This is a genomic window from Dietzia sp. KRD202, assembly GCF_017168155.1.
In the GTDB taxonomy this organism is placed as follows: domain Bacteria; phylum Actinomycetota; class Actinomycetes; order Mycobacteriales; family Mycobacteriaceae; genus Dietzia; species Dietzia kunjamensis.
In genome coordinates, this window is the sequence record NZ_JABFAN010000005.1 from 379388 (window position 1) to 400618 (window position 21231).

23 protein-coding genes are annotated in these 21231 nt (G+C 70.0%); 11 read left to right on the forward strand and 12 right to left on the reverse strand.

What is annotated here, in order from left to right:
- Positions 1 to 71 precede the first annotated feature (71 nt).
- Positions 72 to 1190 carry a N(5)-(carboxyethyl)ornithine synthase gene (locus tag J1M64_RS02550; RefSeq protein ID WP_241261035.1) on the forward strand — a complete coding sequence of 373 codons (1119 nt, stop codon included), beginning with the start codon at positions 72 to 74 and terminating at the stop codon, positions 1188 to 1190.
- Positions 1191 to 1248: 58 nt separating this feature from the next.
- On the opposite strand, the gene J1M64_RS02555 is transcribed toward J1M64_RS02550, so the two are convergent.
- The 3 genes from J1M64_RS02555 to J1M64_RS02565 form a co-directional block, all read right to left on the reverse strand.
- Positions 1249 to 1578 (reverse strand): hypothetical protein, encoded by a 330-nt coding sequence (locus J1M64_RS02555; RefSeq protein ID WP_206472482.1) that lies wholly within the window; start codon positions 1576 to 1578, stop codon positions 1249 to 1251.
- Positions 1579 to 1671: 93 nt separating this feature from the next.
- Positions 1672 to 2004 (reverse strand): VOC family protein, encoded by a 333-nt coding sequence (locus J1M64_RS02560; RefSeq protein ID WP_206472484.1) that lies wholly within the window; start codon positions 2002 to 2004, stop codon positions 1672 to 1674.
- 217 nt (positions 2005 to 2221) lie between these two features.
- Positions 2222 to 2875 (reverse strand): mismatch-specific DNA-glycosylase, encoded by a 654-nt coding sequence (locus J1M64_RS02565; protein ID WP_206472486.1) that lies wholly within the window; start codon positions 2873 to 2875, stop codon positions 2222 to 2224.
- Between the two features lie 174 nt (positions 2876 to 3049).
- Between J1M64_RS02565 and J1M64_RS02570 the strand changes: the two genes are divergently transcribed.
- Positions 3050 to 3622: a YdeI family protein gene (locus tag J1M64_RS02570; RefSeq protein ID WP_206472488.1), complete on the forward strand. Its 573-nt coding sequence runs from the start codon at positions 3050 to 3052 to the stop codon at positions 3620 to 3622.
- 62 nt (positions 3623 to 3684) lie between these two features.
- Here J1M64_RS02570 and J1M64_RS02575 read toward each other — a convergent pair whose 3' ends face one another.
- Positions 3685 to 4335, reverse strand: coding sequence for a DUF1877 domain-containing protein (locus J1M64_RS02575; RefSeq protein ID WP_256819770.1), 651 nt, complete (start codon positions 4333 to 4335; stop codon positions 3685 to 3687).
- Between the two features lie 122 nt (positions 4336 to 4457).
- Entirely contained in the window at positions 4458 to 5537 is a 1080-nt protein-coding gene (gene ychF / locus J1M64_RS02580) for a redox-regulated ATPase YchF (protein WP_206472490.1), read from the reverse strand.
- A gap of 99 nt (positions 5538 to 5636) precedes the next feature.
- On the opposite strand from ychF, the gene J1M64_RS02585 reads away from it, so the two are divergent.
- Both J1M64_RS02585 and J1M64_RS02590 read left to right on the forward strand, forming a co-directional pair.
- Entirely contained in the window at positions 5637 to 7142 is a 1506-nt protein-coding gene (locus J1M64_RS02585) for an AI-2E family transporter (RefSeq protein ID WP_206472492.1), read from the forward strand.
- Between the two features lie 11 nt (positions 7143 to 7153).
- Positions 7154 to 7651 carry a DUF6542 domain-containing protein gene (locus J1M64_RS02590; protein ID WP_206472494.1) on the forward strand — a complete coding sequence of 166 codons (498 nt, stop codon included), beginning with the start codon at positions 7154 to 7156 and terminating at the stop codon, positions 7649 to 7651.
- A 71-nt stretch (positions 7652 to 7722) separates the two neighbouring features.
- Here the strand turns inward: J1M64_RS02590 and J1M64_RS02595 are convergent, their stop codons facing one another.
- Positions 7723 to 8703 (reverse strand): 4-hydroxy-3-methylbut-2-enyl diphosphate reductase, encoded by a 981-nt coding sequence (locus J1M64_RS02595; RefSeq protein WP_069390312.1) that lies wholly within the window; start codon positions 8701 to 8703, stop codon positions 7723 to 7725.
- Between the two features lie 73 nt (positions 8704 to 8776).
- On the opposite strand from J1M64_RS02595, the gene J1M64_RS02600 reads away from it, so the two are divergent.
- The 3 genes from J1M64_RS02600 to J1M64_RS02610 are packed head-to-tail and all read left to right on the forward strand — an operon-like array spanning position 8777 to position 10688.
- Positions 8777 to 9166, forward strand: coding sequence for a hypothetical protein (locus J1M64_RS02600; RefSeq protein ID WP_067715593.1), 390 nt, complete (start codon positions 8777 to 8779; stop codon positions 9164 to 9166).
- Positions 9163 to 10455: an exodeoxyribonuclease VII large subunit gene (xseA, locus tag J1M64_RS02605; RefSeq protein WP_069390313.1), complete on the forward strand. Its 1293-nt coding sequence runs from the start codon at positions 9163 to 9165 to the stop codon at positions 10453 to 10455. The genes J1M64_RS02600 and xseA overlap by 4 nt, the downstream gene beginning before the upstream one ends.
- On the forward strand, positions 10455 to 10688 hold the full coding sequence (locus J1M64_RS02610; RefSeq protein WP_067715599.1) for an exodeoxyribonuclease VII small subunit: 234 nt from the start codon (positions 10455 to 10457) through the stop codon (positions 10686 to 10688). Before xseA ends, J1M64_RS02610 begins: the two co-directional genes overlap by 1 nt.
- Positions 10689 to 10762: 74 nt before the next feature.
- Here the strand turns inward: J1M64_RS02610 and J1M64_RS02615 are convergent, their stop codons facing one another.
- On the reverse strand, positions 10763 to 11323 hold the full coding sequence (locus J1M64_RS02615) for a DUF4245 domain-containing protein (RefSeq protein ID WP_206472496.1): 561 nt from the start codon (positions 11321 to 11323) through the stop codon (positions 10763 to 10765).
- A gap of 165 nt (positions 11324 to 11488) precedes the next feature.
- Between J1M64_RS02615 and glpX the strand changes: the two genes are divergently transcribed.
- Together glpX and J1M64_RS02625 are read left to right on the forward strand one after the other, a co-directional pair.
- A complete protein-coding gene (gene glpX, locus J1M64_RS02620) occupies positions 11489 to 12499 on the forward strand; it encodes a class II fructose-bisphosphatase (protein WP_067715604.1) in 1011 nt (336 codons plus the stop codon).
- 73 nt (positions 12500 to 12572) lie between these two features.
- A complete protein-coding gene (locus J1M64_RS02625) occupies positions 12573 to 13976 on the forward strand; it encodes a class II fumarate hydratase (RefSeq protein ID WP_206472498.1) in 1404 nt (467 codons plus the stop codon).
- An 88-nt stretch (positions 13977 to 14064) separates the two neighbouring features.
- On the opposite strand, the gene J1M64_RS02630 is transcribed toward J1M64_RS02625, so the two are convergent.
- The 5 genes from J1M64_RS02630 to J1M64_RS02650 form a co-directional block, all read right to left on the reverse strand.
- Positions 14065 to 14673 carry an LGFP repeat-containing protein gene (locus J1M64_RS02630; protein ID WP_206472500.1) on the reverse strand — a complete coding sequence of 203 codons (609 nt, stop codon included), beginning with the start codon at positions 14671 to 14673 and terminating at the stop codon, positions 14065 to 14067.
- Between the two features lie 86 nt (positions 14674 to 14759).
- Positions 14760 to 16115, reverse strand: a complete 1356-nt coding sequence (locus tag J1M64_RS02635; RefSeq protein WP_206472502.1) for a PhoH family protein — start codon at positions 16113 to 16115, stop codon at positions 14760 to 14762.
- Positions 16116 to 16337: 222 nt separating this feature from the next.
- Complete coding sequence (locus J1M64_RS02640) at positions 16338 to 17564, reverse strand: acetyl-CoA C-acetyltransferase (protein ID WP_241261041.1); 1227 nt, start codon at positions 17562 to 17564, stop codon at positions 16338 to 16340.
- Positions 17565 to 17605: 41 nt separating this feature from the next.
- Positions 17606 to 18058 carry a MaoC family dehydratase gene (locus J1M64_RS02645; protein ID WP_206472504.1) on the reverse strand — a complete coding sequence of 151 codons (453 nt, stop codon included), beginning with the start codon at positions 18056 to 18058 and terminating at the stop codon, positions 17606 to 17608.
- A 13-nt stretch (positions 18059 to 18071) separates the two neighbouring features.
- Positions 18072 to 19226 carry an acyl-CoA dehydrogenase family protein gene (locus J1M64_RS02650; RefSeq protein ID WP_206472505.1) on the reverse strand — a complete coding sequence of 385 codons (1155 nt, stop codon included), beginning with the start codon at positions 19224 to 19226 and terminating at the stop codon, positions 18072 to 18074.
- Positions 19227 to 19405: 179 nt separating this feature from the next.
- Here J1M64_RS02650 and J1M64_RS02655 point away from each other — a divergent pair, with 179 nt between their 5' ends.
- Together J1M64_RS02655 and J1M64_RS02660 are read left to right on the forward strand one after the other, a co-directional pair.
- Entirely contained in the window at positions 19406 to 20422 is a 1017-nt protein-coding gene (locus tag J1M64_RS02655; RefSeq protein ID WP_206472507.1) for a MaoC family dehydratase, read from the forward strand.
- Between the two features lie 26 nt (positions 20423 to 20448).
- Complete coding sequence (locus tag J1M64_RS02660; protein WP_206472509.1) at positions 20449 to 21207, forward strand: FadR/GntR family transcriptional regulator; 759 nt, start codon at positions 20449 to 20451, stop codon at positions 21205 to 21207.
- Positions 21208 to 21231: the final 24 nt, after the last annotated feature.

Sequence of the window (21231 nt, forward strand, 5' to 3'; positions counted from 1 at the left end):
AGGACTCCCCACACTCCCCGGAGACCGGGGCGCGACCCCTCCTGACGCTCGGAGTCCTCGCGACCTCCACGATGGAGAACGAGCGGCGCCTGCCCCTTCATCCGCATCACCTGGATCGGATCGATCCGGACGTTCGGGCTCGGATGGTCGTCGAACGCGGGTACGCTGCGGACTTCCAGCTCGAACCCGGGTACGTGGAGTCGAGGGTGGGCAGGGTCGCAGAGCGGTCGGAAGTCATCCAGGCCGCCGATCTCCTCCTGCTCCCCAAGCCCCAGGCGGCGGACGTGAACGAGATCCCTGCCGGTCGCACCCTCTGGGGGTGGCCCCACTGTGTGCAGGACACCGAGCTGACGCAGACCGCGATCGATCGACGACTCACCCTCATCGCCTTCGAGGCGATGAACCACTGGACACGGCAGGGTGACTTCAGCCTGCACGTGCTCCACAAGAACAACGAGCTCGCCGGGTACTCCTCCGTGATCCACGCCCTGAGTCTCACGGGGACCACCGGAGACTACGGCCCCCGTCGCAGCGCGGTCGTGATCGGTTTCGGCGCGACGGCCCGAGGAGCCGTCACCGCACTGAGCGCCCACGGGATCCACGACATCCAGGTCCTCACACAGCGCGGGGCGACGGCAGTCGGTTCACCGATCCACAGCGCTCACATCACCCAGCTCCACACCGGCGGCGGTCCAGCCCACCTCGGCACGGTGCCCACCGAGGATGGTGACGTCCCTCTCCCGGTATTCCTCGCCGCACACGACATCGTCGTCAACTGCACCCTCCAAGACGTGGACGCGCCGATGACCTACCTGCGCACCCGCGACCTGGAGGGGTTCGCCCCGGGCAGTCTGATCATCGATGTCTCGTGCGACGCAGGCATGGGGTTCGAGTGGGCCGAACCCACCGGGTTCGACGATCCGATGTTCACTGTCGGCCACGGGGTGCACTACTACGCCGTCGACCACAGCCCCTCCTACCTGTGGAACTCGGCGACGTGGGAGATCAGCGAGGCACTACTTCCGTTCCTGCGCACCGTCATGGAGGGCCCCGCCGCGTGGGACGAGAACCTCACCATCTCCCGCGCCATCGAGATCCGTGGCGGGGTGATCGTTAACCCGAGAATCCTGAGCTTCCAGGGCCGTGACACCGAGTATCCCCACGCCCTGGCCGGGTCGCGTCCCGCATAGCCGGCTCATAGCGCTCACGGGTCCGGGGCGACGGCGAGCGGCTGGGGGCCGTCGACGGTCACGGGACGTCGGGGCACTCGATGACGTCGATCGAGTTGCCCGGGAACAGCGCGAGAAACGGGTGCCCACGCACGAGGTCGACCGCCGACTCGTGCGAGGGCGCTGAGAGCAGCATGTAGGCGACCCTGTCGTCCTCGAAGACCTCGACACCCTGGCTGGTGACGCGCCGCTTGCGGTACAGCGGACGTCCGGGATCCACGAGCGCCGGGCCCGCCTCCTCCGCCCACCGGGACCACGCCGCCATGAACTCTGCCTGCTCCGCCTCGGTGAGTTGAGGCTCGGTCGCCAGGTCGGCCGCGCCGTTGAGTATTCCGAGGAAGATGCCCATCCGGGAAGCGTTTCCGCGGGGGACGCACTGCGGAACGGTCCCGACGAGTCACTCTCCTCTGACCAGGCGCCCGGCCCCGCGTCGTGCGCGCGATTAGTCTCCTGCGAAGACGACGCGGTTGCCCTCGGGGTCCTCCACCACGAGAATCCTCCGACCGCCGCCGGGTTGCGGACCGTGATTGTCGACCCCGGCCGCAACGAGGCGACCGACCACCGAGTCCAGGTCGTCGACCTCGATCACCACCGACGAGTGCCCTGCCCGATCCGGTTCGGCCCAGACCTGGAGCCCGAAACCGTCTCCGAGATGCCATTCGAGCAACTCCGGCATCGGCCGGCTGTCCGGCCCCCGGTCGAGATGGCGGGAGTACCACGCGTCCCCCACCGATTCGTCGGAAACCGTGCAGTTCGCCATCAACAATCTGAACATCGTCGCTCCTCGGTCCGGTCTGCTGTGATCCCTGGGCGTCGCGCACGGAGTCGCGGCGCTTACCGATCGTCCCGGGAGCGCCAGATGGCCCGGGCGAACGCCGGGCTCGTCGTCGCGATGGCCCCGGATCCTATCTCCTCGCGTAGCGCGCGAGCAGGCACAGGAGGAACGTCCTTCCGCGGTGACCGGCCCACCCCCGCGCTGAACGTGCAGCTCGTCAGCCGTCGCTCGACCCGTGACGCTCCTCGACCGCCTCCCAGACCCGACGCCAGTGGTCGGCCAGCGAGTCGATGGTCTCGTGAGCGTTCAACCCGCTCGGCTGGGGCACTACCCAGAGTGCGACATCGTCGGGCCACCCTGGGACCGGGGTGGTGTCCTGTTCTCCGTACGTCGCTTTCGGCATCGCGAAGGCGGTACGGAAGGCGGTGATTCCTGCGACCGATACCACTGCGGGCCCCAGCTCCCCGGCCAGCGCGGCCAGGCGTTCGGCACCTGAGCGAAGCTCGTCGCGAGAGAGCTCATCGGCCCGCGCGGTGGCCCTTCCGACGAGATTCGTCATGCCGATCCCGCGGGAGAGCAGTTGCGCCTCATCCTCCGCCGACAATCCTGTCGAGGCGTCCACGAGGTGGTTGGTCAGCCCGGCCCGGTGCAGTGAGGGCCAGAATCGGTTTCCCGGCCGCGCGAACGGCGCATTGACGGCCGCGGTCCACAATCCCGGATTGACTCCCACGATGAGCAGGCGCAGCCGGCCGGGATCGGCGGGGAGGACGGCGTCGACACCGTTCGGATCATCGGTCGCGAATGCGGCGAGTTCCTCCCGCCTCGGGCGGCGACCACCCAGAGGTGAGGGCCGCCGCGGTACCCCGGTCACGATGTGCCGACGTCGAGCGCACCCCGACACTCTTCGCCCCTCTTCACCTTCTCAACCATGGGAGGAGGCTAGCGCGACGAGATCCCCGCGATCTCGACCGGCGGGGTCGGACAGACTCACCACCGTCTCCACCTGAGGACAGCGTGCGTCCGTAGTGCCTGAAAGGCTGGGCCCATGAGCGCAAAGGAAGGCCCGGCGTCCCCTGTCGTCTTGGCCGGCAGAGCCCAATGGCGCGAGTGGCTCTGCACGAACGAGGACAGTTCCGACGGCATCTGGCTGATGCTCGCGAAGAAGGGGGTGACGACTCCGACCTCCCTCAGCTATGGGGAGGCTCTCGACGAGGCTCGGTGCAGCGGATGGATCGACGGCCAGCGCAACGGCTATGACGAGCGGACCTACCTGCAGAGGTTCACCCCACGCCGGGCGCGTTCGCTCTGGTCACGGCGAAACGTCGAGATCGCGGAGCGCCTCGCCGCCGATGGTCGACTTCGACCGCGGGGCATCGCCGAGATCGAGAGGGCGAGATCCGACGGACGCTGGGACCGCGCCTACCCCGGGCAAGCGACCGCGCAGCCTCCGGATGCTCTTCGCACTGCCCTCGAGGCGGCACCAGCCGCGAAAGCGGCCTTCTCCCGGCTCACCCGGCCCGAGCGCTTCAGCGCGCTCCTCCCACTGCTCACGGCTACGAACGAGGATGCCCTCGAGCGACGCGTCGCGCACCTGATATCGCGGCTCACGCCGCCGTGATCCACCCCTTCTCCATGATCCCCCCCGCGACCAGATGCGACGACGAGGGGCCAGCCGTGCTGTCACCCGATCAAGTACGCGAATCCTCGACCGGATGTAACGAGCCCGCGGAGAAAATGTCTCGCCCGGCCTAAGAAGTGATCGACGTAGTCTGCTTCCGCTTCGTGGTCTTCCCCGAACGGTCCGCTGTGCCGACTGAACCAGGGAACGAAGTCCGCGCGGGTGATCGCGTCCAGATCGTCCGCGATCCAAGCGACGTCTTCGGGCGGTATCGCCCGTACCCACGGCAACCAGCCCTCCCAGTTCCCGAGCGGAGTCACGGCGCCTTCGAACATCCGGTAGGCGGGGCGCGCTCGCTCATCCGGATCGGATGGCTGCGTCATCATCTGCAGGTTTCTCCACGACTTGTCGAGGTAGAGCATGTCCTCCACTGGTGGCCCCTGTTGGAAGTCGGTCGTCCCCATTGCGAAGCCGTGCGGCAGTCCGAAGGCGTCCGCGAGCGGGTCCGCGCTGATGTAGGCGCGTGGATCGGCGAGCACCACCTGTGTGATCTCGCTGTCGAATGCGTATGCGTAGTACCTGATTCCCATGCACCCAGCATCGACCTCCACGCGGGACCCGATAACCCCCCACGACCGATCTGTGGATAGGAAGTGTCGATCGCACTCGCCTGTGGAGAAACTCCTAGCGCCCACGGACAGCCTCGCCAGCACGAACGAGTCCAGAAAGCCCTAGCGCAGGCGAGTTCACGCCGTCCGGATGCACGAGCCGCACGCGCCCACCGCTCTCTGAGATTAGTCAGTAGAGCCGACAAGCCCCGCCTAGCAGGCAGTCCCTAGACGTTGAAGCGGAACTCCACCACGTCGCCGTCGGCCATGACATAGTCCTTGCCCTCCATGCGCACCTTGCCGGCGGCCTTGGCGGCGGCCATCGAGCCGGCGGCGTCGAGGTCGTCAAAGGAGACGATCTCGGCCTTGATGAAGCCCTTCTCGAAGTCGGTGTGGATGACGCCGGCGGCCTTGGGGGCGGTGTCGCCCTTGCGGATCGTCCAGGCGCGCGACTCCTTGGGGCCGGCGGTGAGGTAGGTCTGCAGCCCGAGGGTGTGGAAGCCCGCGCGGGCCAGTGCGTTGAGGCCCGGTTCGGTCTGGCCGATCGACTCGAGCAGCTCCATGGCGTCCTCCTCGTCGAGTTCTTGCAGCTCGGCCTCCACCTTGGCGTCGAGGAACACGGCGTCGGCCGGCGCCACGGCGGCGCTCAGCTCAGACTTGCGCTCGTCGCTCGTGAGCACCGACTCGTCGGCGTTGAAGACGTAGAGGAAGGGCTTGGCGGTCATCAGGTGCAGGTCACGCAGCAGGGTGCGGTCCACCTCGTCCTGCGCCCTGAACAGGGTCCGCCCGTCCTCGAGCACGGCCTGCGCCTTGCGGACCTCGTCCAACAACGCCACGAGGGACTTGTCCTTGCGCGAGTCCTTCTCGAGCCGCGGGATGGCCTTCTCGATGGTCTCCAGGTCGGCCAGGATCAGCTCGGTGGCGATCACCTCGATGTCGGCCATCGGGTCGACCTTGCCGTCGACGTGGATGACGTCCGGGTCGTCGAAGACGCGGACGACCTGGCAGATCGCGTCGGCCTCACGGATGTTGGCGAGGAACTTGTTGCCCATCCCTTCACCGGTGCTGGCGCCCTTGACGATGCCCGCGATGTCGACGAACGACACGACGGCGGGCAGGATCCGCTCGGAGCCGAAGATCTCCGCGAGTCGGTTCAGGCGTGGGTCCGGCAGATCGACCACGCCGACGTTGGGCTCGATGGTGGCGAACGGGTAGTTCGCCGCGAGGACGTCGTTGTTCGTCAGGGCGTTGAACAGGGTCGACTTACCGACGTTGGGCAGTCCGACGATTCCGAGGGTGAGGCTCACGAGGGCACAGTCTACGGACAGCACCCCGGCTCCTCCCCCGCGGCCGTCGGGCGCCTCGTCAGGGAGCACACCACCGTGACCTCTGACATCATGTGACCCATGACCGACGAGCCGAAACCGCGTCCCCCCGTCGAGGACCAGGAGCAGCACGTCGACCGTTCCGTCCTCATCGGACTGGGCGGGCGCTGGGTCACCGACTGGGCCCTGCGACTGGCCATCCTTCTCGTCGCGGGCTGGTTGGTATCGAGGATCGGTGGCGCCCTGTGGGTCGGCATCCTCCCGATCCTGTTGGCGCTCATCGTCTCCACGGTGCTGTGGCCGCCGACGGGGTGGATGGTGCGGCACAGGGTCCCCAAGACGCTGGCCTCGCTGTTGTCCATCATCGCGTCACTCGGCCTCGTCTCGGGCGTGGTCGCCCTCATCGCCCCGTCGATCGTCGAGCAGAGCGTGCAGCTCGCCGACCAGACCTCGGAGGCGATCACCCAGGTCCAGGACTGGTTGCGCGGACCGCCGCTGAACATCCGGGACGAGCAGCTCGACGGGGTCCTCGAGCAGCTCAGCTCCACCCTGCAGGACCGCGGTGACCAGATCGCCTCGGGTGTGTTCAGCGGTGTCAGCGCGGTGGGGTCCTTCGTGATCACCCTCGTGCTGGTTCTGGTCCTGACGTTCTTCTTCATCAAGGACGGGCCGAGGTTCCTCCCGTTCGTCCGCCGCATCTCCGGGCGCACCGCCGGCCGTCACCTGACCGAGGTCCTGACCCGCGCCTGGAACACCCTCGGCGGCTACATCCGCGCCCAGGCGATCGTGTCGTTCGTCGACGCGGTGCTCATCGGTCTGGCTCTGGTGATCCTGGGCGTACCGCTGGCCTGGGCGTTGGCCGTCATCACGTTCATCGCCGGGTTCATCCCCATCGTCGGCGCCTTCACCGCGGGTGCGCTCGCAGTCCTCATCGCCCTGGTCGCCAACGGCTTCACGACCGCGATCATCGTCCTCGTCGTGATCATTCTGGTGCAGCAACTCGAGGGCAACGTTCTCCAGCCGATCGTCCAGTCGCGCGCGATGAACCTGCACCCTGGGGTCATCCTGCTCGGCGTGGCCGCGGGTAGCACGCTGTTCGGCATCATCGGCGCGTTCCTGGCCGTCCCGCTCCTCGCGGTACTGGCGGTCGCGCTGCGCTACATCAACGAGCAGATCGATCTGCGTACCGGTGATGTGACCGCGTCGGATCTGGCGTCAGCGACAGACGAGGGACGTTTGACAGCGTGGCTCGCCGAGCTGTCGAGCTCGCGCTTCGCACCTCTGCGCAAGAGCAGCACCGCGATCATGGCCGGGATGATCGACGAGCGCCCCGACATCGCCGGGCCCCGGCGCCCGGTCCCCACCCGTGCGGGTGCAGGGGTCACCGTGGAGGCCGACGACGACGAGGTGGGCGGCGGCTCCACCACCGCCGCACCGGGGTTGTCGGATGAACCCCCGCCGGCGGCGGGCCCCGTCGATCCGAAGGCGGTCGACGGCTACCGCCCGTCCTCGCAGGAGCAGGAGGCGGAGAAGCCCAACCCGCTACGGCGGTTCGGCCGTTTCCTCGCCCGCCGACTGGGAGGTTAGAGTCTTCTCCCGTGACTAGACGCAGGAGTGGGCGGGTACCCGCGGACGAGCGGTCCGTGCTGTCCTCGACGCGGGGGCTGCCGGCCTGGACCGCGGTCCTCCTGGCGGTGGCGATCTCGCTGACCGGCGTGGCCATCGACTCGGTCTCCGGGGACCTCGGCGCGGGCTTCACCGTGGCGTTCTTCCTCGGCTGCGTGGTGTCCGTGCTCGCGGTCGCGCGGCGCTCGGTGTTCGTCGCGGGGGTGCAGCCACCGATCATCATGGCCCTGCTGGTCCCGCTGGTCTACGTCGTCTCCGGGGTCGGTTCGGGCGCGGACGTCTTCTCGCGGTCCCAGCTCGTGGCGATCATCCTGCCGCTGGCGACCCGCTTCCCGCCGATGATCACCACGACCGTCGTGGTGGTGGCGATCGCCCTGATCCGTGCCCTGGTGCTGGAGCCGCGGCCGCGGGTCGCCCGCCCCGCGGCGCCGCCCGTCCAGCGCAGCGCCCCGGCACACGCCCGCCGTTGAGGCGGGGTGCGCCGGGGCGCTGACGGCTACCGCGTCCTCCCCCGCCACCTACCGGCGGGCGGGGGCGCGTATCAGACCTTCTTGGGGACCCGCAGTTCGCGGGGCAGCGAGAACGTGATGGTCTCCTGCGCCGTCCGGACGGTGGAGACGTCGCCGAAGCCGTGGTCGGCGAGCAGGTCCACCACCCCGCGGACGAGGATCTCCGGCACGGACGCGCCCGAGGTCACGCCGACGGTGGTGACGCCCTCGAACCAGGACGTGTCGATCTCCTTGGCGTAGTCCACCAGGTGCGCGTCGCGGGCTCCCGCCTGCAGCGCGACCTCCACCAGTCGCACGGAGTTGGACGAGTTCTGTGACCCCACCACGATCACCAGGTCGCACTGCGGGGCCATGGTCTTGACCGCGACCTGACGGTTCTGCGTGGCGTAGCAGATGTCGTCGGACGGCGGGTCGATGAGCGTGGGGTACTTCTGCTTGAGACGGCGCACCGTCTCCATGGTCTCGTCCACGCTGAGCGTGGTCTGCGAGAGCCAGATCAGCTTCTCGGTGTCCACGGGAATGTCCAGCGCGTCCACGGACTCGGGACCGTCGACCAGCGTCACCACGTCGGGCGCCTCACCGGCGGTCCCCTCGACCTCCTCGTGGCCCTCGTGGCCCACCAGCAGGATGAGGTAGCCCTCGCGCGCGAAGCGCTTGACCTCGGTGTGGACCTTGGTCACCAGGGGGCAGGTGGCGTCGAACGTCTTGAGTTCGAGCTGGAGAGCGCTCTCCCGGACGGCGGGCGAGACGCCGTGCGCGGAGAACACCAGGTTCGCGCCGTGCGGGACCTCGTCGGTCTCGTCGACGAAGATCACGCCCTGGTCGGTGAAGGACTCGACCACGTGCTTGTTGTGGACGATCTCCTTACGGACGTACAGCGGCGCCCCATGCTTGGCCAGGGCTTTCTCGACCGTCTCGACGGCTCGGTCGACGCCGGCACAGTAGCCGCGCGGTTCCGCGAGAAGTACCCGCTTGGTTGCCGGTTCGGCGATCATGTCGGTCTGCTCGGTCATGTCCCCAGGGTACGGTTCATACTGGATTTCGACCATTACGCCTCCCTTCACGCCCCCCGGCAGAGAGGTCCGCATGCTCCGACCCCTGTTCCTGACCCGTGCCTCGATCGGTCTCGCCGCCACCGCGGCGGAGCGTGTCGTGGCCCTGCCCGGCCGTGCGGTCGAGGCGGTCACCACGCTGCCCGCGATCCCCGTGCGGGTCGCCGGCGGCCTGGTCCAGTCCTATCTCCACGCCGGTCAGACCCTCACGGACCTGGCCGTCAAGGGCGACAAGGTGCTCGCCTCGGTGTTCCCGGCGCGGTCCGACCAGCCGGAGTGGGCGACGTTCGACGAGGACGAGGCCGACCCCGACGAGGTCCTGGACGTGTCCTACCGGGTCTACGGGTCGTCCTCGAGAGCCGCCCGCGACCGGGACGACGACCCCGACGTGCCGACCGGCCGCGTCGCCCCCCGCGACGCGTGACGGCCTCGTCCCCGCGCACGCCGAGCAGCGCCGAGCAGCCGTGGCCGGTCCGGGTGGTCTCGGACCAGATCGCGGCGTGGATCCACCGGCTCGGGGCGGTGTGGGTCGAGGGTCAGATCACCCAGCTGAGCCTGCGCCCCGGCACCCGCACCGCGTTCCTCACCCTGCGTGACCCCTCCGTCGACAACTCGCTGACGCTCACGTGTCCACCCAGGCTCATCTCGGAGTCGCCGGTGCCGGTCACCGAGGGCAGCCGGGTGGTCGTGCGGGGGACGCCCCGCTTCTATACGGGCCGCGGGTCGTTCTCCCTCCAGGTGTCGGAGATCCGGCCCGTCGGCGTGGGCGAGCTCCTCGCCCGCATCGAGCGGCTCAAGCAGGCGCTGTCGGCGGAGGGGTTGTTCGACCCCCGACTCAAGCGGCCCCTGCCGTTCCTGCCCACGTGCGTCGGCCTGATCACAGGTCGGGCGAGCGCCGCCGAACGCGACGTCGTCGAGGTGGCCCGCGGCCGCTGGCCGGACGTGCGTTTCGCCGTGCGCAACACCCCGGTGCAGGGGGTGTCGGCCGTGCCCCAGATCCTGGACGCGCTGGCCGAGCTCGACGCCGACCCCGTCGTCGACGTCATCATCCTCGCCCGCGGCGGCGGGTCGGTCGAGGACCTGCTCCCCTTCTCCGATGAGGCTCTCATCCGCGCGATCTCGCGGTGCCGCACCCCGGTGGTCTCCGCGATCGGCCACGAGCCCGACTCGCCGCTGTCGGATCTCGTCGCCGACCTGCGGGCGGCCACCCCGACCGATGCGGCCAAACGGGTCGTGCCCGACGTGATCGAGGAGCGTCGTCGTATCGCCGAGGCCCGGTCCCGTACCGCCCGGGCGCTGCGCGGTTGGGTGGACCGGGAGCGCAACCAGCTGGCGGCCGTGCGGTCGCGGCCGTGCATGGCGAACCCGTACGGGATCGTCGAGTCGCGGGCGGAGATCGTCGCCGAGGCACTGCGCGCGGCCCGACGCGACATCACCCGGATCATCGACTCGGAGTCCACGTCGCTGGGCCACCTGTCGGCGCGTCTCACCACGCTCGGTCCCGCCGCCACCCTGGCCCGTGGCTATGCCGTGGTGCAGTCCGTCGCCGGGAGCCACGACGGCCGGGTGGTCTCGTCGATCGCCGACGCCCCACCCGGATCGCAGCTGCGGATCCGCGTCTCCGACGGCTCGATCTCCGCGGCCGCACTCGGGTCGACACCCGCCGCCGGCCGACCCACCCCTTCCACCGAACCGACCGAGGAGCAGTCCTGATGTCCGACGAGCAGACCCCCGTCTCCGAGCTGGGATACGAGCAGGCCCGCGACGAGTTGATCGAGGTGGTCCGCATCCTCGAGGCCGGCGGTCAGGACCTGGACGCCTCACTGGCGTTGTGGGAGCGGGGCGAGGAACTCGCCGAGCGGTGCACCGAACACCTCGACGGCGCGCGTGCGCGCATCGACGCCGTCCTGGGTGACGACGACGAGGGCGACTCCGGCCGGGGGTGATCCCGTCGCCCGGCCGGGCGCGAACACCTACCGCCGCCCCGATGCGATCACCGCGGGCACGGCACGCCGGGCGTCTACGGCGCGGGCAGCGGCTCGACGTCCTGTACGGCGGCGGCGAGTGACTCGAAGTCGGACGTCGGCGCGGAGCCGGTGACGGCCACGCGGACGTCGTCGAGGTCGAGCACCCACACCGGCCGGACGTCGTCCCCGGTGAGGACGGCCCACTCGCGCCCGGAGACGGGCACCACGGTGCGACTGGGCCTCGGCCCGCCACCCAGTGACCGGAATGCGTCCTCGGGAGCGTCGGACTGGACGAGCTCGATGTAGCTGCGCTCGCCCGTCACCCAGCCGACGTGGCTGGAGGTGGTCCCGGCGAAGCCCTGGACACGGCCCGAGTTGGCGGTCCAACCCTCCGGGACCTCCGGCGAGCGGATCGGGAAGTCCAGGCTCCGGGCGTCCTGCTCCAGCGAGGCCCGCGCGTCGAAGTCGGGGATCTGTCCCTGCTGCGGGCCGGACGGGCTGAAGGTGCACAGTCCGGCCACTCCGGCGAAGACGCCACAGATCACCATGAGCACCACCACCGACCAGAACATGTCGCGGTTGCCCTGCAGGATTCTCGGTTTCGCCTCGGCCACGCCTGCGAGTATCCCACCCGGCCGGGGCGAGTCCGGCGCGTGGCCCCCGGCGGGGTGGCCGAGGTGGAACAATGGGCGCCGACACCCCACCGCGGCTGTGCGCGCCACCGTCGCGCACATGCCACTGACAACCCCAGCCACCGTTCACTAGGAGCCAGACCACCTATGTCACCCACCAAGCGTCCCGATCGAAACCTCGCAATGGAGCTGGTCCGTGTGACCGAGGCCGCCGCCCTGGCCGCCGGGCGGTGGGTCGGGCGTGGCGACAAGAACGGTGGCGACGGCGCCGCGGTGGACGCGATGCGCGAGCTCATCTCCACCGTCGACATGGATGGCGTCGTGGTGATCGGTGAGGGCGAGAAGGACGAGGCGCCCATGCTCTACAACGGTGAGAAGGTCGGCACCGGCGAGGGGCCGGCCGTCGACGTGGCCGTGGACCCCATCGACGGCACGCGGCTCATGGCGGAGGGCCGGCCCAACTCGATCGCGGTGATCGCGGTCGCCGAGCGCGGGTCGATGTTCGATCCGTCCGCCGTGTTCTACATGCGCAAGATCGCCGTCGGCCCGGACGCCGTGGGCAGGATCGACCTCGCCAAGTCCACCGAGTGGAACATCCGCTCGGTCGCGGAGGCCAAGAACATCGACGTCGGGGACATGACGGTGTGCGTGCTCGACCGGCCGCGTCACGCCGAGCTCATCGCCGAGATCCGGGCCGCGGGCGCCAAGGTCCGGCTCATCATGGACGGCGACGTCGCCGGCGGTGTGGCGGCGGCCTCCGACGACAGCTCGGTGGACATGCTCATGGGCATCGGCGGTACCCCGGAGGGGATCATCACCGCGTGCGCGCTGAAGTGCATGGGCGGCGAGATCCAGGGCCAGCTGTGGCCGCAGGACGAGGCGGAGCGCCAGAAGGCGGTCGACGCCGGACTCGACGTCGACGCGATCCTCGGCACGGACGACCTGGTCAAGGGCGACAACTGCTTCTTCGCCGCCACCGGCATCACCAACGGCGACATGGTCCGCGGTGTGAGCTACCGCGCCAACGGCGCCGTCACCCGCTCGCTGGTGATGCGGTCCAAGTCGGGCACCGTCCGCCACGTCGAGGGGCGCCACAAGATGGAGAAGCTCCGCGAGTTCTCCGCCGTCGACTACGGCCAGGCCGCCGGCGGCAACTGATCCCACCCGGCACCCCGCGCCCGCCGCTTCCGTCCTCCTGCACGGTGCGGCGGGCGCGCCTAGTCTGACCGGTATGGCCGATCAGACTGAATTCCGTATCGAACACGACACGATGGGCGAGGTCCGGGTCCCCGTCGACGCTCTCTGGCGGGCACAGACCCAGCGTGCCGTCGAAAACTTCCCCGTCTCGGGCAGCGGGCTCGAACGAGCGCAGATCCGCGCGCTCGGTCTGCTCAAGTCCGCCTGTGCGACGGTCAACGGTCGGCTGGGACTGCTCGACCGGGACAAGGTCGACGCGATCGTCGCCGCAGCCGGCCGCATCGCCGAGGGTGAACTGGACGAGCACTTCCCCGTCGACGTGTTCCAGACCGGCTCGGGCACGAGTTCCAACATGAACACCAACGAGGTCATCGCCTCGCTCTGCGCGGCAGAGGGCGTCACCGTGCACCCCAACGACGACGTGAACATGTCGCAGTCGTCCAACGACACCTTCCCGACGGCGACCCACGTCGCGGCCACGGAGGGCGTGATCGCCGATCTCGTCCCCGCGCTGAACACCCTCGCCGAGTCCTTCGAGACCAAGGCCGGTCAGTGGCGCGAGGTGGTCAAGCCCGGGCGCACCCACCTGATGGACGCCGTGCCGGTGACGCTCGGACAGGAGTTCGCCGGCTACGCCCGGCAGATCCGCGCCGGGGTCGAGCGCGTCTGCGGAACGCTGCCCCGTGTCGGCGAGTTGCCGATCGGTGGGACCGCCGCCGGCACGGGCCTCAACGCCCCCGACGGCTTCGGCTCCGCTGTGGTCGAGGAGCTGCGCTCCCTCACCGGCCTGGAGGAGCTCCGTCTGGCGGCGGATCCGTTCGAGGCCCAGGCCGCCCGAGACGGCCTTGTCGAGCTGTCCGGGGCCCTGCGTTCCGTCGCCGTCTCGCTCACCAAGATCGCGAACGACGTCCGGTGGATGGGGTCGGGCCCCATGACCGGGCTGTCGGAGATCCACCTTCCGGACCTGCAGCCGGGGTCGTCGATCATGCCCGGCAAGGTCAACCCGGTGCTGTGTGAGACGGTCGCGCAGGTCGCCGCCCAGGTCGTGGGGAACGACGCGGCCGTGGCGTGGGCCGGGGCCAGCGGTGCCTTCGAGCTCAACACCGCGATCCCGGTGATGGCGCGCAACGTGCTCGAGTCGGTCCGGATCCTCGCGAACTCGTCCACGCTGTTCGCCGAGCGCTGCATCGACGGGATCGAGCCGGACACCGATCGCATGCGGCGGCTCGCCGAGTCCTCCCCCTCGATCGTCACGCCGTTGAACTCGGCGATCGGCTACGAGGAGGCCGCCCGGGTCGCCAAGCACGCCCTCGCCGAGGGGATCACCATCCGCGAGGCCGTCATCGCGCTCGGCTTCGTCCCGGATCCGCTGTCCGAGTCCGAGCTCGACCGGCGCCTCGACGTCCTCGGCATGACCGGACTCGACCGCGAGCGCTGACCCGACGGTCTCGCCCTGAGTGCGCACCGCGATGTGCGCCGCGGCCCGGGCTCGGCGCGCCCGGCCCGCGGCGCGTCGCGTTCCGGGGTCAGCCGGAGTGCTCGACCACCCGGATGGCCTGGTCCTCGAGGCGGATCTGTCCGCGTTGGAAGTCCGAGTAGATGACCTCGCCCTCGGTGATCTCGTCGCTCACCGGCCACCCCAACCGACCGGCGGGTCCGCCGTTGTCGCGGTAGGTGGCGAGGATCTGCCCGCGGACGATCTGCGCACCGGTCTGCGGTGACCAGAAGATGGCCCCGTCGGCGAAGTCCTGCTTCTTGCCACCCTCGAGCTCCTCTGCCGGGGCGACCGGGGCCCCGAGCGCGAGTGGGGTCTCCTTGGCGTCGTCGTATCGGCGATAGATGGCCATGTTCGTGAGGAACTCCTCCTCGCCGATCTTCACCACGATCGGGTCGTTCGCAGCGGCCCCTGCGGCGGGAGCGGCCGCGCCCGGGTCCGCACCGGTCTGGTCACCAGCGCCCTGGTCCCCACCGATCTGGTCCGTAGCAGGTTGCTCCGTAGCAGCCTGTCCCGCAGCGGTCTGGGACTGCGCCTCGGCCGGCATGCCACCGGGGACCTGCTCGCCACACGCGGCCAGCCCCAGGACGCAGGCGGTGAGCAGCCAGAGCGCGGGCGCCGGCGACGAGCGTCGGGACATGGGGAACCTCCGTAACGGCATGCACGATGCGGGCCCGGGCTCGCTCGCCCGGACCCGTATCATCCCACGCTGCCCGGAGCCTGAAGTCAGGCGGCGTGGATCCGTCGCAGCTCCCCGGAGGAACCCTCGGGGTGGAATTCCTCCAGCATCGTGGTGACGAGTTCGGCGATGGCGGAACGTTCCGAGCGGTTGAGGGTGACGTGCGCGAAGAGTGGATGCCCCTTGAGCTTCTCCACGACCGCCTGGATGCCGTCGTGGCGCCCCACCCGGAGGTTGTCCCGCTGCGCGACGTCGTGGGTGAGCACGACCCGCGACCCGGTCCCCAGCCGCGAGAGCACGGTGAGCAGCACGTTCCGCTCGAGTGACTGCGCCTCGTCGACGATCACGAACGAGTCGTGCAGACTCCTGCCGCGGATGTGGGTCAGCGGCAGCACCTCGAGGATGTCGCGGTCCATGACCTCGTCGATGACGTTCTCGCTGACCAGTCCCTCGAGGGTGTCGAACACGGCCTGGGACCAGGGGGACATCTTCTCCGACTCGCTGCCGGGCAGGTACCCCAGTTCCTGCCCGCCCACGGCGTACAGCGGGCGGAACACGACGATCTTGCGGTGACGACGCCGCTCCAGGACCGACTCGAGGCCCGCGCACAGCGCCAGCGCCGATTTGCCGGTGCCCGCCCGGCCGCCGAGGGAGACGATCCCGATCGACTCGTCCAGCAGGCAGTCGATCGCGATGCGCTGCTCGGCCGAGCGGCCGCGCAGGCCGAAGACCTCGACGTCGCCGCGGACCAGCCGCAGCCCGCCGTCGTCGGCGACGCGCGCCAGAGCCGACGACGACTCGGTCTGGACGCGGACGCCGCAGTGCACCGGGGTCCCGCTCTCCAGTCCCGCGGCCCGGGCTGCGAGGCCCGACGCGCGGCCCTCCGAGAACAGGGTGTCGACGAGGTCCTGGGTGGCCGGCAGGTCGGCGACCCCGCTGTACCCGGTCAGCACGACGTCCTGGGCGTGGTACTCGTCGGCCGGCAGGCCCACCGAACCCGCCTTGACCCGCAGAGGGACGTCCTTGGACACGAGCACGGTGTCGGCGCCCCCGGCCCGCAGGTTGAGCGCACACGCCAGGATCCGGGAGTCGTTGCCGGTGTCGCGGAATCCGGACGGCAGCACCGCCTGGTCGGTGTGGTTGAGCTCGACCCGCAGGGTGCCGCCGACGTCGGTGACGGTGATGTCGCCGTCGAGGCGCCCGTGCCGCAGCCGCAGGTCCTCGAGCAGCCTGAGGGCCTCACGGGCGAAGTAGCCCAGCTCGGGATGATTGCGTTTGCCCTCCAGCTCGCTGATGACCGCGATGGGGAGCACCACGCGGTGCTCGGCGAAGCGGGTGACGGCCCACGGATCGGACAGCAGAACCGAGGTGTCGAGGACGTAGGTACGTACGGTGTCGGTCACGGCGCGCTCCTCGCCCGCGGCACCCGCGAGCGTGTTGGGATGGACCGGCCGGCCCAGGTCACCTGGTGGTGACGGGGCCGGGTGCCGGCCCCCTCCCGATCGAGACAGACGATCATCGGCTGGGACCTCCCGACGGTCGGCTTCCCCACCGACCGTTGCCGATGACGCTACGCCCGAATCACATCCCTGTAGTTAAGTCTGGGTGAACTATCAGGTGACCCGTCACGCCACCCGCTCGACCGCCGCGGCCAGCCCCTGCCCACCGCCGAGGCACATCGTCTCCAGGGCGAGCCGGCCCTCCCGGCGCGCCAGTTCGCGCGCCATGGTGGTGAGGATGCGCGTACCGGTGGCACCCACGGGATGCCCGAGCGAGATGCCGGAACCGTTGACGTTGAACCGCTCGCGGTCGGCGGCGGTGAACCCGTGGTCCGACTCCCACTCCCGCAGGCACGCCAGCACCTGCGCGGCGAACGCCTCGTTGAGTTCGATGAGGTCGAAGTCCGCCAGCCGCAGGTCGAGTTGCCGGAGTAACTCGGCCGTCGCGGGAACGGGGCCGATGCCCATCCGCGCGGGGTGGACGCCGGCCACCGCCCACCCGAGCGGACGGACATAGGCGCGCAGCCCCAGCTCCTCCGCGCGACTGCGGGTGGTCACCACGCACACCGCCGCGCCGTCGTTCTCCCCCGACGCGTTGCCGGCCGTCACCGTCGCGTCGGGGTCGACGCGGAGGCGGACGGGGCGCAGTGCGGCGAGGGAGTCGGCCGTGACGCCTCGCCGGGGGTGTTCGTCGGTGTCGACGACGACGAGCTCTTCCTTCCGCTGAGGGACCTGCACCGGCACGATCTCCTCGTCGAACACCCCCGAGTCCTGCGCGGCAGCCGCGCGCCGCTGGCTCTCGGCCGCCAGTTCGTCCTGCTCCGTCCGGGAGATGGAGTACTCCGCGCGGAGGTTCTCGGCGGTCTCGAGCATGCCGCCCGCCACCGGGTGGTCGCGGCCGCCGGAGGTCACCCGGCCGCGGGCGATGCGGTCGATGAACTCGACCCGGTCGCCGCGGACCCCACCGCGCAGCCCGAGGGAGTAGAACTCGCTGTTCGACATCGACTCGGCGCCACCGGCGATCACCACGTCGCTCGCGCCGACGGCGACCTGCATGGCGGCGTTGAGCACGGCCTGTAGACCCGATCCGCAGCGGCGGTCGATCTGGATCCCCGGCGTGCTGATGTCGAGCCCGGCGTCGAGTGCCGCCACCCGCCCGATCGCGGGCGCCTCACCGTTGGGGTAGCACTGGCCCAGGATCACGTCGTCGATGTCCGTCGTTCCGAGTCCGGTGCGGTCGACGAGTCCGGCGATCGCGGCCGCGGCGAGGTCGGCGGCCTGCAGTGGTGCCAGGACGCCGCCCCGGCGGCCGACCGCGGTCCGGACGGGTTCGCAGATCACCACGTCGGCCAGCGCCTCGGCCATCCTGGATCCGGGCCCGGTGGTCACCGGTGTCACTCGACCATCATGCGGACGGTCTCGGCCACGACCGCCGGCCGGTCGGAGCCCTCGACCTCGACGGTCACCAGACTGTTGAGTTGCACCCCCGACGACTTGCGCTCGAGCGACGTCAGCTCGATCCCCGCGCGGATGCGTGACCCGACCGGCACCGGCGCGGGGAACCGCACCTTGCCGACCCCGTAGTTGATCATCATGGCGAAGCCCCGGATCTCCATGACCTCGGCGCCGAGCACCGGCAGCAGCGACAGGGTGAGGTACCCGTGCGCGATGGTGCGGCCGTACGGTCCCTCGGCCGCCCGCGCCGGATCGACGTGGATCCACTGGTGGTCCCCGGTGGCGTCGGCGAACGCGTCGATGCGCTCCTGGGTGATCTCCATCCAGTCGCTGTACCCGACATGCCGGCCGAGCTCGGCCTCGAGCTGCTCCAGCCCCTCGAACACCTTCATGACAGTCCTCTCCTCATTCCAACCCGCCACGTGCCACCAGTTGCGATGCGATGACGTTGCGCTGGATCTCGTTGGTCCCCTCGCCCACGATCATGAGCGGGGCGTCGCGGAAGTACCGCTCGATGTCGTACTCCGTGGAGTACCCGTAGCCGCCGTGGATCCGGACGGCGTCGAGCGCGATCTCCATCCCCACCTCAGAGGCGAAGAGCTTGGCCATCCCCGCCTCCATGTCGCAGCGCTCGCCGGCGTCGGCCTTCTCGGCGGCGAACAGGGTGAGCTGGCGGGCGGCGGTGAGCTTGGTGGCCATGTCGGCCAGGTGATGCCCGACGGCCTGGTGCTTCCAGATGGGTTGTCCGAAGGATTCGCGCTGCTGCGCGTACGCGAGCGAGTCCTCAAGCGCGGCCGCCGCCACCCCGAGGGCGCGACTGGCCACCTGGATCCGGCCGGTCTCCAGGCCCTTCATCATCTGCGCGAAACCCTTTCCCGGTTCGCCGCCGAGGATCCGGGTCGCCGGGGTGCGGTAGCCGTCGAAGACGAGTTCGCACGTCTCGACTCCCTTGTACCCGAGTTTGGACAGATCCTTGGAGACCGTCAGTCCGGGACCGTGCTCGACCAGGACGATCGAGATGCCCTTGTGCTTGGGCGTCGCGGACGGATCGGTCTTGCACAGCAGCGCGATGAGGCCGGAGCGTCGCGCGTTGGAGATCCACGTCTTGGTGCCCGTGATCACGAGCTCCTCGCCCTGCGTCGTGGCGGTGGTGGTCATCGCCTGGAGATCGGATCCCCCGCCGGGCTCCGTCAGCGCCATGGTGGCTCTGATCTCACCGGTCGCCAACCGGGGAAGGTAGGTGGCCTTCTGCTCCTCGGTGCCGAACTCGGTGAGCAGCGTGGCGACCACGGTGTGCCCGCCCATGGCGCCGGCGAGCGACATCCACCCGCGGGCGAGTTCCTCGGTGACCCGCACGTAGCACGGCATCGAGACCGGCGTCCCCCCGAATTCCTCGGGCACCGCCAGGCCGTAGATGCCGATCGCCTTCATCTGCTCGATCCAGCGTTCGGGGTACTCGTTCGCGTGTTCCATCTCGCGCACGGACGGCTTGACCTCGCGATCGATGAACCGACGCACGGTCGCGACGAGGTAGGCCTCGTCATCGTTCAGGTCCGGCACCGCAGAACACCTCGTCGTCGTCGTCTCGATCCGCCGGTCAGGCGGGCTCCGGACCCCATCGTCGCAACGGACCGCCCAATAGTCAATAATGATGCGCATGGTTTTGTGTACACTGTGATCGGTCAGTCGTCGGCGCGCGGCCGCGCGACGCACGCCACCCGCGCCGGAAGGAGGCCGCGATGACCGAGAACCCCACCCCGCAGGGACCCGTCGTGGAGATCGGCGGCCCCTACTTCGACCAGCTCGAGGTGGGGCAGGTCTTCGATGAGGCCCCCTCGGTCACCCTCACCGATGGGCTGGCGGCCGCGCACCAGGCCATCCTCGGTGACCGCCTGCGCCTGCCGCTGGACCGCCACCTGTCCCACGCGGTCACCGGCGCCGCGGTGGCACACCCCGGGCTGGTGACGGACATCGCGATCGGCCAGTCCACCGTGGTGACCCACCACGTCAGGGCGAACCTGTTCTACCGGGGCCTGCGTCTCCTGGCGGCTCCCCGGATCGGTGACACCCTGACGACCAGGACCGAGGTGGTGGGACTCAGGACCAACTCCCCCAGGCCCGGCCGCGCCCCCACCGGGCTGGTCGCCCTCCGGATCACGATGACCGACCAGGACGGCCGGGCCGTCCTGGATTTCCACCGGTGCGCGATGCTGCCGATGTCCGGGGGCGCGGACCCCAGGTCCTGCGTCCACGACGACGACCTCTCGCGCATCGGCGGCGGGCACGAGTACCCGTGGGCGACGCCGCAGGGTTGGGACCTCGACGCCTACCGCGCCGCGCTCCCCGGCGGACACCCGCCGATCCCCGCGGCAGGCACCGTCCTGCGGTCGGGCGCCGACGTGGTGTCGGGTGCACCCGAGTTGGCGCGATTGACCATGAACGTCGCCCGAACCCATCACGACGGCCGCGTCTCGGGCTCCGGCCGGTTGGTCTACGGCGGCCACACCATCGGACTCGCGCTCTCGCAGGCCACCCGGGCCCTGCCGTCCATGCTCACGGTGCTCGGGTGGCACTCGTGCGACCACGTGGGTCCGGTCCGCGAGGGCGACACCCTGAGCAGCGACGTCGTGGTGGGCGCGGCGGTGGAGGCGGCAGGAGGTGGGACGGCGCTCGACCTGCGGTCGCTCGTCACCGCGCACCGTCAGGACGGCGACGCGCCCGTCCTGGACTGGACCTACACCGTGCTCATGCCCTGAGACGGGAGACGGAGATAATGGTGGCCATGAGTTCAGGCAGCGGCGGGGTCCGCCCGGCGGTCGGCCGACCCAAGAAGACGGCGTTGCTCGTGGCCCAACAGATCGTCGAGGACATCTCCCGCCGCGGGAACACCGTCGGCGACCGGCTGCCGCCCGAGCACCTCATGCTGGAGGAGTACGGGGTCGGCCGCGGCACCCTCCGGGAATCGCTCCGCTACCTGGAGCTCCAGGGCGTCATCATGCTCAAGCCCGGCCCGGGCGGCGGCCCCATCGTGCAGCAACCCGACGGCGGCACCCTCGCCGCCACCCTGAGCCTGCTCCTGCAGTTCGAGAACGCCCCGTTCTCGACGATCATGGAGGCCCGCGCCGCCCTCGAGCCGGGTATCGCGCGGCTGGCCACCACCCGCATCGACGACGCCGGCCTGGAGCGACTCGCGGAGAACCTCCGGGAGACCCGGGCACGGTCGGCCGACCCGGCAGCCTTCTCCGCGCACTCGGAACGCTTCCACGAGCTCATCGCCTGGAGTTCCGGAAACGCCCTCTTCGGCTACCTCTTCGACGCGCTGACGGGCCTCATCGCCGGGGCCTCGATGGGGATCAGCTACCCGAAGCGCCAACGTGAGCTGACCTGCGACATCCATGAGGACATCTACGCCGCGATCGCCGATCGCGACGCGGACACCGCCTCCCGGTTGATGTCCGTGCACATCGACGAGCACACCACGTACCTCGAGAAGCGGTTCCGGTCCGAACTCGCCCAGCCGATCCGCTGGGACCTCGCCTGAGCGCACGGCATCGCACGGCCCGCG

Bases quoted from the DNA above. Each gene is read 5' to 3' on its own strand.
- J1M64_RS02560 (WP_206472484.1), bottom strand. From the start codon at position 2,004: ATGTTCAGATTGTTGATGGCGAACTGCACGGTTTCCGACGAATCGGTG.
- J1M64_RS02660 (WP_206472509.1), top strand. From the start codon at position 20,449: ATGAGTTCAGGCAGCGGCGGGGTCCGCCCGGCGGTCGGCCGACCCAAG.
- J1M64_RS02610 (WP_067715599.1), top strand. From the start codon at position 10,455: ATGTCCGACGAGCAGACCCCCGTCTCCGAGCTGGGATACGAGCAGGCC.
- J1M64_RS02570 (WP_206472488.1), top strand. From the start codon at position 3,050: ATGAGCGCAAAGGAAGGCCCGGCGTCCCCTGTCGTCTTGGCCGGCAGA.
- J1M64_RS02645 (WP_206472504.1), bottom strand. From the start codon at position 18,058: ATGAAGGTGTTCGAGGGGCTGGAGCAGCTCGAGGCCGAGCTCGGCCGG.
- J1M64_RS02600 (WP_067715593.1), top strand. From the start codon at position 8,777: ATGCTCCGACCCCTGTTCCTGACCCGTGCCTCGATCGGTCTCGCCGCC.
- J1M64_RS02595 (WP_069390312.1), bottom strand. From the start codon at position 8,703: ATGACCGAGCAGACCGACATGATCGCCGAACCGGCAACCAAGCGGGTA.
- J1M64_RS02630 (WP_206472500.1), bottom strand. From the start codon at position 14,673: ATGTCCCGACGCTCGTCGCCGGCGCCCGCGCTCTGGCTGCTCACCGCC.
- J1M64_RS02550 (WP_241261035.1), top strand. From the start codon at position 72: ATGGAGAACGAGCGGCGCCTGCCCCTTCATCCGCATCACCTGGATCGG.
- glpX (WP_067715604.1), top strand. From the start codon at position 11,489: ATGTCACCCACCAAGCGTCCCGATCGAAACCTCGCAATGGAGCTGGTC.
- J1M64_RS02625 (WP_206472498.1), top strand. From the start codon at position 12,573: ATGGCCGATCAGACTGAATTCCGTATCGAACACGACACGATGGGCGAG.
- J1M64_RS02585 (WP_206472492.1), top strand. From the start codon at position 5,637: ATGACCGACGAGCCGAAACCGCGTCCCCCCGTCGAGGACCAGGAGCAG.
- J1M64_RS02655 (WP_206472507.1), top strand. From the start codon at position 19,406: ATGACCGAGAACCCCACCCCGCAGGGACCCGTCGTGGAGATCGGCGGC.
- J1M64_RS02555 (WP_206472482.1), bottom strand. From the start codon at position 1,578: ATGGGCATCTTCCTCGGAATACTCAACGGCGCGGCCGACCTGGCGACC.